Here is a 12,103-nt window from a genome sequence, read left to right as displayed (position 1 = left end):
CGCCACGCTGGCCAAGAATCCAGGCCAACGCTTCCTGACACCCCCAACGATCCTGAGGCCCTCCCATGGACAAGACCCTGCACCAGCCCCTGGGCGGCAACGAAATGCCCCGTTTCGGCGGCATCGCCACCATGATGCGCCTGCCGCATATCCAGAGCGCCGCGGACAAGCGCCAGCTGGACGTCGCCTTCGTCGGCGTGCCCCTGGACATCGGTACCTCGCTGCGCTCGGGCACCCGTTTCGGCCCGCGCGAGATCCGTGCCCAGTCGGTGATGATCCGCCCCTACAACATGGCCACCGGCGCCGCGCCCTTCGATTCGCTGAACATCGCCGACATCGGCGACGTGGCGATCAACACCTTCAACATGGCCGAGGCCATCCGCATCATCGAGCAGGCCTACGACGAGATCCTCGAGCACGGCATCATTCCCCTGACCCTGGGCGGCGACCACACCATCACCCTGCCGATCCTGCGGGCGATCAAGAAGAAGCACGGCAAGGTCGGCCTGGTACACATCGACGCCCACGCCGACGTCAACGACCACATGTTCGGCGAGAAGATCGCCCACGGCACCACCTTCCGCCGCGCCGTGGAGGAAGACCTGCTCGATTGCCAGCGCGTGGTGCAGATCGGCCTGCGCGCCCAGGGCTACACCGCCGAGGACTTCAACTGGAGCCGCAAGCAGGGCTTCCGCGTGGTCCAGGCCGAAGAGTGCTGGCACCAGTCGCTGGCCCCGCTGATGGAGGAGGTGCGCGCCAAGGTCGACGGCGGCCCGGTGTACCTGTCCTTCGACATCGACGGCATCGATCCGGCCTGGGCGCCGGGCACCGGCACTCCGGAAATCGGCGGCCTGACCACCATCCAGGCGATGGAAATCATCCGTGGCTGCCAGGGCCTGGACCTGGTCGGCGGCGACCTGGTGGAGGTTTCCCCGCCCTACGACACCACCGGCAACACCTCGTTGCTGGGCGCCAACCTGCTGTACGAAATGCTCTGCGTGTTGCCCGGCGTGCAGCGGCGCTGACCGACCGGGCCTTTTATCCGACACTGGGCGCCGAGCGGCGCCCAGGCACTGCACAACAACAATTAAGGTGCTGCGATGAATAACGAAGAAACCCTGATCGCCGGCGATGCGCCGCAACCCACCGCCCACGGCTTCACAATGCGTCAGCTGCTGATCTTCCTGATCCCCTCGCTGCTCGGCGTGCTGCTGTTCCTCACCCCCATCGTCTACGACGGCAAGGTCACCATCGGCCTGGGGGTCATGGCCGATACACTGAAGACAGCCTTCGCCGCTTCGCTGCCGGCCATCGCCGTCGCCCTGCTGGGCTTCTCGGCCGTGATCGGCCTGTTCGCCAGCCTGTTCAAGCCGCGCTGGATCACCGAGCGCCACGCGCTCAACGAGCTGTTCAACCTGCATCCGTTCTGGCTGGCGCTGCGGGTCGTCGGCGCGCTGTTCGCCGCCATGACCTTCTGGGAATTCGGCCCGGAATGGATCTGGAGTGCCTACACCGGCGGTGTGGTGCTGAAAGACCTGGCGCCGGTGCTGATCACCTTCTTCCTGGTCGCCGGTCTGATCCTGCCGCTGCTCACCGACTACGGCCTGATGGAGTTCTGCGGCACCCTGGTGCGCAACGTCTTCCGCAAGGTGTTCGGCCTGCCCGGTCGCTCGGCCATCGACGCCATCGCCAGTTGGCTGGGCTCGGGTACCGTCGGCGTGCTGATCACCGCCCAGCAGTATCAGAAAGGCTTCTACAGCGCCCGGGAAGCGGCGGTGATCGCCACCAACTTCTCCATCGCCTCGATCGCCTTCAGCCTGCTGATCACCAGCTTCATGAAGCTCGATCACCTGTTCGTGCCCTTCTACCTGACCGTGGTGGTGGCCGGCCTGGCCGCGGCGATCATCACCCCGCGCATCCCGCCACTGTCGTGGAAGAAGGACGTGTACCTCCCGGGCGTCGGCAAGCAGATCAAGGAAGACGTCCCCACCGGCACCTCGCTGCTGCGCTGGGGCATCACCCAGGCGGTCAAGCGCGCCAACAGCAACCCGTCGCCGGCGCAGATGGTCAAGGTCGGCGTGCACAACGTGGTGGACATCTGGCTGGGCCTGCTGCCCCTGGTGATGGCCATCGGCACCCTGTCCCTGGCGATCGCCGAATACACGCCGATCTTCAACTGGCTGTCCGCCCCCATCGTGCCGTTGCTGGAGCTGCTGCAGCTGCCGGAAGCGGCCAAGGCGGCGCCGGCCATGCTGGTAGGCTTCGCCGACATGTTCCTGCCGGCGGTACTGGGCAAGGGCATCGAGAGCGAGCTGACCCGCTTCGTGGTGGCCTGCGTGTCGCTGACCCAGTTGATCTACATGTCGGAGGTCGGCGTGCTGATCATCAAGGCCAAGCTGCCGCTGAACCTGCTGGAACTGTTCGTGATCTTCATCATCCGCACCCTGATCACCCTGCCGATCATCGCCCTGATGGCGCACTGGATAGTCGGCTGACGCCCTGCCCTCTCCCCGCGCGGGAGAGGGCTTCGCTGTATGAATTGAAGGAAAGCCCATGACCACCTGCGGCGAATTTCTCGTCAAGCAACTCGAAGCCTGGGGCGTCGACACCGTGTTCGGTATCCCCGGCGTGCATACCGTCGAGCTGTACCGCGGCCTGCCGCACAGCGGCATCCGCCACATCACCCCGCGCCACGAGCAGGGCGCCGGCTTCATGGCCGACGGCTACGCGCGCGTGAGCGGCAAGCCCGGGGTGTGTTTCATCATCACCGGCCCGGGGATGACCAATATCCTCACCGCCATGGCCCAGGCCTATGCCGACTCCATCCCGATGCTGGTGATCTCCAGCGTCAACGAGCGCGAGCGCCTCGGCCTGGGCAAGGGCTACCTGCACGAGCTGCCGAACCAGCGCGCACTGGTGGCCGGGGTCAGCGCCTTCAGCCACACCCTGATGAGCGTCGAGGAGCTGCCCGGCGTGCTGGCCCGCGCCTTCGCCGTATTCGAGGGCGAGCGACCACGGCCGGTGCATATCGAGCTGCCGCTGGACATCATCACCGCCGATGCCTCGTCCATGCGCCTGGCGCCCAAACCGAGCATCCAGCGCCCCTCGCCCAACCGCGCGCTGATCCGCGAAGCGGCGGCCCTGCTGGAAAACGCCCAGCGCCCGCTGCTGCTGCTCGGCGGCGGCTGCACCGATGCCCAAGCCGAGGCCCGCGCCCTGGCCGTGGCCCTGGACGCGCCGACCGCCCTGACCATCAACGCCAAGGGCCTGCTGCCGCCCGGCCATCCGCTGCTGCTGGGCAGCAACCAGTCGCTGGTGCCGGTGCGCCAGCTGGCCCTGGAGGCCGACGTGGTCCTGGCCATCGGCACCGAACTGGGCGAAACCGATTACGACGTGGTGTTCGACGGCAACTTCAAGCTCGCTGGCGAGCTGGTCCGCATCGACATCGACGCCCAGCAGCTGCAGCGCAACCACGCCCCGGGCCTGGCGATCCAGGGCGACGCCCGCCTGGCCATGCAGCAGCTGCTGGCCGAGCTGCCGGCCCATCCGGTTGACCCGGACAGCCCCGGCGCCCGGCGCACCGCGGCCGTGCAGGCGCAACTGGCCGAGGACTTCAGCGGCTGGGCGCACTACCGCCAGCTATTCGACAGCGTGCTGCAGGCCCTGCCCCAGTCGCGCTTCGTCGGCGACTCGACCCAGACGGTGTACAGCGGCAACCACCTGGTCGAGCTGGACGGCGCACGGCGCTGGTTCAACTCCTCCACCGGCTACGGCACCCTCGGCTACGGCCTGCCGGCGGCCATCGGCGCCAAGCTGGCCGAGCCGCAGCGCCCGGTGATCTGCCTGATCGGCGACGGCGGCCTGCAATTCACCCTGCCCGAGCTGGCCAGCGCGGTGGAAGCCCGGGTCGGGGTGATCGTGCTGCTGTGGAACAACAGCGGCTACGGCGAGATCAAGCGCTACATGGAAAAGCGCGACATCACCCCGCTGGGCGTGGACATCTACACCCCGGACTTCCTCGCCCTGGCCCGCGGCTTCGGCTGCGCCGCCGAACGGGCTCGCGACCACGCGCACCTGCAGCAACTGCTGCGCGAGGCGCCGGATGATCGCCCCCTGCTGATCGAGATCGCCGAGGCGCCGCCCTTTCATCCCTGAGCGAGCAGGAAGCTGGCCCGGATTGCATCCGGGCCTCGGGGGACATGCTGCGGCTCGCCTAGACTCAAGCTACGCCAGGCGAAAAGGCCAACCGAGATGAAGATCGTCAGCCGCGACCGCTGGTTCGAAGTGCATCCCCGCCACGATGGCGTCAGCCTGATCCATGAGCCCTATATCCGCCCCTTCTACCGCTGCAACCTGTGGCATGTGCGGGGCCGCGAGCGCGATCTGCTGATCGACACCGGCTCCGGCCTGGTCAGCCTGCGCGAGCAGCTGCCCTGGCTGACGGAAAAACCTTTATTGGCGGTGGCCAGCCATACCCATTTCGACCATATCGCCGGTCACCATGAATTCCCCGAGCGCCTGGTGCACCCCGCCGAGGCGGACATCCTCGCCGCGCCGACCGGCGCCAACACCCTAGCAGCTGCCTGCGTCGGCAACGCCATGTTCGAGGCGCACCCGGACTGCCCGCTGTGCTACGCGCAATACCGGGTCAAGGCGGCGCCGGCCACGCGTTTGATCGAGGAAGGCGATGTGCTGGATCTGGGTGACCGGGCCCTGCAGGTGCTGCACACGCCCGGTCACTCACCGGGCGGCATCAGCCTGTGGGAAGCGAAGACGCAGACGCTGTTTAGCGGCGACATCCTCTACGATGGTCCGCTGGTGGAGAACGCCTACCACTCCAACCTGCAGGATTACGCACAAAGCCTGCGGCGCCTGCGCGACCTGCCGGTGCGCAGCGTCCATGGCGGACATTTTCCGAGCTTTTCCGGCGCGCGCATGGGCGAACTGATCGAGCAGTGGTTCAAGGACCACCCGGCGCTTGCCTGAGGTTCAGGGCCTTGACCCGCCCTTGCTCCCCCGCTACCCAGGCAACTTCGACCGCCAGCCCTGTCGGGCCTTACTGGCGCCGCTTGCGGGGCGCCTGTGGGCGCCGCGGTGGATTGCTGGGGACCGGTACAGGCTGTGGCCGCTCGAGCAGGCCCCAGGCGATCAACAGGTCCTCGAGGGCATTCAGCAACTTGGCGATCATAGAACTTCCTCCTGCCAAGGGTTACGACAAGGCGCGACTCGCACCTGATTTCAGCGTAGATGAGCCGCGCCGCCATTGCCGCCCCATGCCCCCGCCTGAGCCCCCAGCGGCCTGACCGGCAGGCGCCCGCTATACCGCAACAGGGCGCCGCGAGGCCCGGCAGACAAGGCCTGTAGCCCGGGTGCGCCGTTTGTCGCGGGAGCGTTCAGCGAGCACCATCGACCGGATCGGGCGATCGCCGGTAAGGGAAGACGTCGATCACCTTGCCGGCGCGGATCGCCTCCTGCAGCCCCTTCCAGTAGTCGGCGTCGTACAGATCGCCGTGCAACTGGCTGAACAGCCGGCGTTGCTTGATGTCGGCGAACAGGAAGGGCGGGAACTCCTCGGGAAACACGTCCATGGGCGCCACCGAATACCAGGGCTCGGAGGCCATCTCGTCCTCCGGATAGCGCGGCGGCGGGATGTGGCGGAAATTCACCTCAGTGAGGAAGCAGATCTCGTCGTAGTCGTAGAACACCACGCGACCATGGCGGGTGACGCCGAAGTTCTTCAGCAGCATATCGCCGGGGAAGATGTTCGCCGCCGCCAGCTGCTTGATCGCCAGGCCGTAGTCGTACAGCGCCTCGCGCACCTGGGCCTCACTGGCATTCTCCACATAGAGATTGAGCGGGGTCATGCGCCGCTCGGTCCAGCAGTGGCGCACCAGCACGGTGTCGCCCTCCAGCACCACGGTGGACGGCGCCACCTCCAGCAGTTCGGCCAGGCATTCGGGGGCGAACTTGGCCTTGGGGAAGCGGAAGTCGGCGAACTCCTGGGTATCGGCCATGCGCCCGACCCGGTCGACGCTCTTCACCAGGCGGTACTTCTGGATCACCGTGGAGCGGTCGACGCTCTTCACCGGCGAGAAGCGGTCCTTGATGATCTTGAACACGGTGTTGAAGCCCGGCAGGGTGAACACGCTCATGACCATGCCGCGCACCCCGGGGGCCATGATGAACTGGTCGTCGGTGCTCGCCAGGTGGTTGATCAGCGCGCGGTAGAACTCCGACTTGCCGTGCTTGTAGAAGCCGATCGAGGTGTACAGCTCGGCGATGTGCTTGCCCGGCAGGATGCGCCGCAGGAAGCCGATGAACTCCGCCGGAATATCCACCCGCACCATGAAGTAGGAGCGGGTGAAGGAGAAGATGATCGACACCTCGGCCTCGTCGGTGATCAGCGCATCGATCTGGATGCCCTGCCCCTCGCGGTGCAGCAGCGGGATCACCAGCGGCCACTGCTCGTCGCGGGTATAGATGCGCCCGACCAGGTAGGCGCCCTTGTTGCGATAGAGCACCGAGGAAAACAGCTCGATGCACAGCTCCGGGTCCTTGCACACCCAGTCCGGCAGGCTGTCACGCAGCTGCCCTTCCAGGCGCTTGAGGTCGCGCGGCAGGTCCTCGAAGGCCACGCTGAAGCGATAGTCCTGGAAGATCGCCTCGAGCATGCCCGACAAGCCGCCGTCGGGCCGGTAACTGCGGGTCTGCGCGGCGCGCTGGCGGCTGTGCAGCGACGGCCGGGTGGTATGGATGAACATGCAGCCATCGCTGATCTGATCGTGGCTGAACAGGCCGCAGAAGATCGAATTGAACCAGGTTTCCGCCAGCTCATCGTCGAAACGCAGGTCGATCAGGGCGATATAGGCGCTCTTCACCAGCGGCCACTGGCAGACCTCGACCAACGCCTCGCCGAAGCGCTCGCGCAGGCCCTGCACCACCTCGTCGACCTTTTCCTCGTACAGGTTGATACGCGCGGCGGAGGCCTGCTGCGCTTCCTGCCAGAGCGCCTGCTCGAAGCGCTCACGGGCGCCCTGGGTGATCTGGCGGAAGTGCTCGCGATAGTCGTCGAAGCCATCGAGAATCCGACGGGCGATATCGGCGGCCGGCCATTGCTGCGCCATGGGACAGTCCTCTGCGGGAAGTAGCGGATTGGAATGCCGAGCTTAGCCAGTGGCCGCCACCCGGGAAAGCCTTGTGGCGCGCGTCGCGCGCGGAATCACCGGCCCGCGCCGGACGAACGGCTGGCAACTGTGCCGGCAATTTGAAAGCCAGTTGTGGATTGCGCCTGCGCCCTGGCGGCGTAAGCTGGCCGGCTCCCACCCACGAGAGCCGACGCCATGCGCCTCGCCGACCTGCTCCGCCTGCTGTTGCTCGCCGCCATCTGGGGCGCCAGCTTCCTGTTCATGCGGATCATCGCCCCGGTGCTCGGCAGCATGCCGACCGCCTTCTTTCGCGCCAGCCTCGGCGCCCTCGGCCTGCTGGCGATCCTGCTGCTGATGCGGGTGCGCTGGGACTTTCGCGGCAAGCTCAGGCAGTGCCTAGTGCTCGGGGTGATCAACGCCGGCTTGCCGTCGGCCATGTATTGCCTGGCGGCCCTGGTGCTGCCGGCCGGCTATTCGGCGATCCTCAACGCCACCACGCCGATGATGGGTGTGCTGATCGGCATGCTGTTCTTCGCCGAGGAGCTGACCGCAAGCAAGGCCGCCGGCGTGGCGCTCGGGCTGTTCGGCGTGGCGGTGCTGACCCGCACCGGGCCGGTCGACTTCGACCTGGAGCTGCTGCTGGGCGCCGGCGCCTGCCTGGTCGCCACCGCCTGCTACGGTTTCGCCGGCTTCCTCGCGCGGCGCTGGATCGCCGAACGCGGCGGCCTGGACAACCGCCTGACCGCGTTCAGCAGCCTGTGCGGTGCCAGCCTGTTCCTGCTGCCCTGGTTCGCCGGCGCGCTGGTGCTGCAGCCGCCGGCCAGCTGGGGCGGCCCGCAGGTCTGGCTGTCGCTGGCCGGCCTGGGCCTGCTGTGCACGGCCTTCGCCTACGTGCTGTACTTCCGCCTGCTGGCCGATATCGGCCCGATCAAGGCCTCCACCACCACCTTCCTGATTCCACCCTTCGGCGTGTTGTGGGGCGCGTTGCTGCTCGACGAGCCACTGTCCACCGCCTATCTGTATGGCGGCGCGCTGATCGCCGTGGCGCTCTGGCTGGTGGTGCGCCCTACTGCACCGGCCGTGCAGCCGAAGGCTGCGACCTGACGCGGGAATAGCCGCCAGCGTTCTCCCGCGCGTACCGACTCAGCCGTGGCGATGAGCCAGCGCCGTCCGTCAGTTGGCGCTTCGACAGCGGTCGACGCCTGCATCTGGACTAGACTTGAGGGTTAGGCGAGTAATAGGGCGCTGGCGAGACGCTCGGTAATACAGACGGCCTCCTCGATGAGGCCGGCTGCCAACTGCTGGACTGCCTCGAACTCCCCCGACGGAGCAACTAACCGCATGCACTCACCGTGTCGAGCAAAGGTGAGCGCCAGGAGCAGCCCGGATGAGCACAAAGGCCGATGTCCACGAGCCCAGTCAGAGTCCCAACCTTCGTCTGCCGGGCTCGAACGAAGAGGCTATGCCCCATCCGCACCCTAGCTGGTGGCGCCGGACGACGATGGCGTTGTATCGGCTGAGCCGCTCGACCCAGTTCGTCATCGCCGCCGCGGTCATCCTCGGCCTGACCATGGCCTTCGTCGGCAACCTGGTCAGCAAGACCATCGAACGCTCGGCCGTGCAGGCCGCGGCGAATGCCGGCGCCCTGTACATGACCACCTTCCTCGAACCCTATGTCCAGGAGCTGAGCAGCGCCGAGCGCCTGTCGGTCAAATCCGCCTCGGCCATCGACCGGTTGATGACCAGCCCGACCCTCAATGTGCACGTGGTCTCGGTGAAGATCTGGAGCCCGGAGGGCCGGGTGATCTATGCGACCAACAAGGATCTGGTGGGCAAGTCCTTTCCGACCGCCGAAATCGCCAAGGCGCTGAAAGGCGAGACGGTAACCGAGTGGGGCGCCCTCAAGGAGGAGGAGAACGCCTACGAGCGCAGCCTGGGCATCCCGCTCTATGAGATCTATGCGCCGCTGCGTGAATTCGGCACGGACCGGATCCTCGCCGTCGGCGAGTTCTACGAAAAGGCCGAGATGCTGCAGCACGAGATCGCCACGATCCGCCAGGAGGTGTGGATCATCGTCGGCACCGCGACCCTGTCCATGCTCCTGCTGCTGTTTGCCATCGTCCGCCGCGGCGAACGCATCATCCTGCAGCAGCAGCTGGCCCTCAGCCGGCAGATGCAGGAACAGGCGCGGCTGAACAACCAGAACATCAACCTGCAGCGCAAGATCACCAGCGCCAACCAGTCCTTCTCCCGGGTCAACGAGCTGATCCTGCGTCGTCTCGGCGCCGACCTGCATGATGGCCCGGCGCAGCTGCTGACCCTGATCCTGGTTCGCCTCGACGAACTGTCCGTACTGCAGGAACGCTACAAGGAAAATGGCGGTGACTTCGACCTCGAAGCGCTGGAGTCGCTGAGGCACGCGGCCAAGGATGCGCTGGGCGAGATTCGCGACATTTCCCGCGGCCTGGCCCTGCCGGAAATCAACGGCATGCCCCTGCGCCAGGAGCTGGAACTGGTGGTGAAGCGCCATGAGCTGCGTACCGAAACCCACGTCCGGCTCAGCTGCGGCAGCCTGCCGGAGAAGGTGCCGCTGGCGCACAAGACCTGTATCTACCGCTTCATCCAGGAGGCGCTGAACAACGCCTACCGGCATGCCGACGGCAGGGGGCAGGAAGTCAGTGCCTCCTTCGACCAGGGCGTACTGGAAATCAAGGTCAGCGATGATGGCGATGGCTTCGATACCGAGCATCTGGCGGCGGCGAACCATCAGCAGAGGGCCCGCCTGGGGCTGGCCGGCATGCGCTACCGGGTGGAGTCACTGGGCGGGCAGTTTCACATCGAGTCCAATCCGGACGACGGCACCACGGTGAGCGCCCGGTTCAGTCTTTGACGCAGCGCTCAGTCGCTATCCCCGTTGGCGGCGGTCTCCACTTCCCGGTGCGCCGCGAACTGGCTTCTGATCCGGGAGGCCTGGCGGTTCTTCCAATACTCCAACACCGCGGTGACCGCCTCCACCCGGTTACGCACCTGCAGCTTCTGCATGATGCTGGTCATGTAGTGCTTGACGGTCTTCTCGCTGAGCGACAGCTTGTCGGCGACCTCCCGGTTGGTCAGCCCGTTGGCCACCTCACGGATGATCTGCTCCTCGCGATGGGTAAGCTCATTGACCGACTTCTCATCACCGTTCTGCTTCTGCAGGTTGCTGATCAACTTGCTGGCAAAGCCCGGCGTGATGAACGTCTGCCCCATCGCCACGCTCCTGATCGCCTGCGCCAGCTCCGGCCCGCTCACGCCCTTGAGCACATAGCCCTTGGCGCCCGCCTCCAGTGCTGCGTAGGCGTCTTCCTCGGACTCGGACACCGTCAGCATCAACACCCTGGTCGCGGAGTTGCCGGACACGATGGCGCGCACCGCGGCAAAACTGTCGCCCGGCATGTGCACATCCATCAGCATCACGTCCGGCTTGTACTTCGTCGCAATCCGCTCAGCCTCTTCGGCCGACCCCCCTTGTTCGACCACCTCGAAGTCGGCGATGCGTTTCAGCGCAGCGGCCACCCCCTGCCTCAGCAGAGGGTGATCGTCGACTATGCCGATCCTTATCCTGCCACCCATGCCCGGTCCCTCCCCTACTACAAGCGCCCAAGCGGCGCGAACGCCTTGACCAAGCGCTCGAAACTCACTTCATTGTAGTAAAGCCAGGAATAACCACAGACCGTGCGTCCTTTTTTCGCGCGCGCGTCAAAGGACGAGGGCCGGGCAAGTTTCAGACCATAGTCGCAAAGGAAGTTAGGACCATAGTGGCCCGATTTAGCCGGACCTATGCATCTTTGGCTTCACGAAGAACCAATCAATCCTGTAAGCCTCATAGGACTTTTTGAGTTGTGACTATGACTTACGCATTCAGAACCAATCCAGACTCCGACAAGCGCCAAGAAGTTGACCAGACTGTTGAGTCCGCTATTCAACAGGTCCTGAAGGTTGCCCAGTCCGTTGCGCCGGAGCCGAACAAGAAGGCCACAGAGGCGCCTGCGAAGGTCACGCCCACACCCGCCAGCACCACGAAGACGCACAAGTCCACGGACTACAGCCAGGCGCTGGATGCCACTCGCATGTACCTGAACGAGATCGGCTTCTCGCCACTGCTGAGCCGCGAGGAAGAGCTGCATTTCGCTCGCCTGACCGTCCAGGGCGACCCGCTGGCGCGCAAGCGCATGATCGAAAGCAATCTGCGCCTGGTGGTGAAGATCGCCCGCGGCTACCTGAACCGTGGCCTGTCGCTGCTGGACCTGGTCGAAGAAGGCAATCTCGGCCTGATCCGCGCCGTGGACAAGTTCGACCCCGAGCTCGGCTATCGCTTCTCCACCTACGGCACCTGGTGGATTCGCGAAACCGTGGAACGGGCGCTGATGAACCAGACCCGGACCATCCGCCTGCCCATCCATGTGGTGAAGAAGCTCAACAGCTACCTGACCGCCGCTCGCGAACTGACCCGCAAGCTCGACCACGACCCCTCGAGCGAGGAGATCGCCGCCTTGCTGGAGAAAGACGTCGGCGAGGTGGAGCGCCTGCGCGACCTGAACGTCAGGGTGACCTCGCTGGACAGCAGCTTCGGCGAGGAATCCGACAACCGCAGCCTGCTCGACACGGTAACCGGCGACCTGCCGAACGATCCCTGCGATCTGCTGCAGGACAGCGAAATGGCGCAGTGCATCAAGGAATGGCTGTCGCAGCTCACCGAGCGCCAATGCGAGGTGGTGATCCGCCGCTTCGGCCTGCGCGGCGACGAGGGCTGCACCCTGGAAGAAATGGGCCAGTCCATCGGACTGACCCGCGAACGGGTACGGCAGATCCAGGCCGAGGCCCTCAGGCGCCTGCGCCGCATCCTCGAACGCAACGGCCTCTCCAGCGAGACCCTGCTCGAGTAGCGCGGCAGGCCCGGGCATGGGTGAAGGACGCAT

General features: G+C 65.9%; 10 protein-coding genes. 7 read left to right on the top strand and 3 right to left on the bottom strand.

Annotated features, from left to right (window positions below):
• The first annotated feature begins 65 nt into the window (after nt 1-65).
• The 4 genes from speB (at nt 66) to LPB260_RS12625 (ending at nt 4,986) form a co-directional block, all read left to right on the top strand.
• Entirely contained in the window at nt 66-1,025 is a 960-nt protein-coding gene (speB, locus tag LPB260_RS12640; protein ID WP_208709138.1) for an agmatinase, read from the top strand.
• 75 nt (nt 1,026-1,100) lie between these two features.
• Nucleotides 1,101-2,495 (top strand): YjiH family protein, encoded by a 1,395-nt coding sequence (locus LPB260_RS12635; RefSeq protein WP_208709136.1) that lies wholly within the window; start codon nt 1,101-1,103, stop codon nt 2,493-2,495.
• A gap of 58 nt (nt 2,496-2,553) precedes the next feature.
• The gene (locus LPB260_RS12630; RefSeq protein ID WP_208709134.1) at nt 2,554-4,155 is read left to right on the top strand and encodes a 5-guanidino-2-oxopentanoate decarboxylase; all 1,602 of its coding nucleotides are present in this window, start codon (nt 2,554-2,556) and stop codon (nt 4,153-4,155) included.
• Nucleotides 4,156-4,251: 96 nt separating this feature from the next.
• Nucleotides 4,252-4,986, top strand: coding sequence for an MBL fold metallo-hydrolase (locus LPB260_RS12625; protein ID WP_208709132.1), 735 nt, complete (start codon nt 4,252-4,254; stop codon nt 4,984-4,986).
• Nucleotides 4,987-5,056: 70 nt separating this feature from the next.
• Here LPB260_RS12625 and LPB260_RS29045 read toward each other — a convergent pair whose 3' ends face one another.
• Entirely contained in the window at nt 5,057-5,188 is a 132-nt protein-coding gene (locus LPB260_RS29045; RefSeq protein ID WP_256625616.1) for a PA1414 family protein, read from the bottom strand.
• A gap of 205 nt (nt 5,189-5,393) precedes the next feature.
• Nucleotides 5,394-7,124 (bottom strand): bifunctional isocitrate dehydrogenase kinase/phosphatase, encoded by a 1,731-nt coding sequence (aceK, locus tag LPB260_RS12620; protein WP_208709130.1) that lies wholly within the window; start codon nt 7,122-7,124, stop codon nt 5,394-5,396.
• Nucleotides 7,125-7,340: 216 nt separating this feature from the next.
• On the opposite strand from aceK, the gene LPB260_RS12615 reads away from it, so the two are divergent.
• Together LPB260_RS12615 and LPB260_RS12610 are read left to right on the top strand one after the other, a co-directional pair.
• Complete coding sequence (locus LPB260_RS12615; RefSeq protein WP_208709128.1) at nt 7,341-8,249, top strand: DMT family transporter; 909 nt, start codon at nt 7,341-7,343, stop codon at nt 8,247-8,249.
• Between the two features lie 358 nt (nt 8,250-8,607).
• Nucleotides 8,608-10,035 carry a sensor histidine kinase gene (locus LPB260_RS12610; protein WP_256625615.1) on the top strand — a complete coding sequence of 476 codons (1,428 nt, stop codon included), beginning with the start codon at nt 8,608-8,610 and terminating at the stop codon, nt 10,033-10,035.
• An 8-nt stretch (nt 10,036-10,043) separates the two neighbouring features.
• Here LPB260_RS12610 and LPB260_RS12605 read toward each other — a convergent pair whose 3' ends face one another.
• Nucleotides 10,044-10,757 (bottom strand): response regulator transcription factor, encoded by a 714-nt coding sequence (locus LPB260_RS12605; protein ID WP_208709124.1) that lies wholly within the window; start codon nt 10,755-10,757, stop codon nt 10,044-10,046.
• A 275-nt stretch (nt 10,758-11,032) separates the two neighbouring features.
• On the opposite strand from LPB260_RS12605, the gene rpoS reads away from it, so the two are divergent.
• Nucleotides 11,033-12,070, top strand: coding sequence for an RNA polymerase sigma factor RpoS (gene rpoS / locus LPB260_RS12600; protein ID WP_208709122.1), 1,038 nt, complete (start codon nt 11,033-11,035; stop codon nt 12,068-12,070).
• The last annotated feature ends 33 nt before the right edge of the window (nt 12,071-12,103 follow it).

Source organism: Pseudomonas sp. LPB0260 (assembly GCF_013388395.1).
This window is presented reverse-complemented; position numbering and strand designations above follow the sequence as displayed.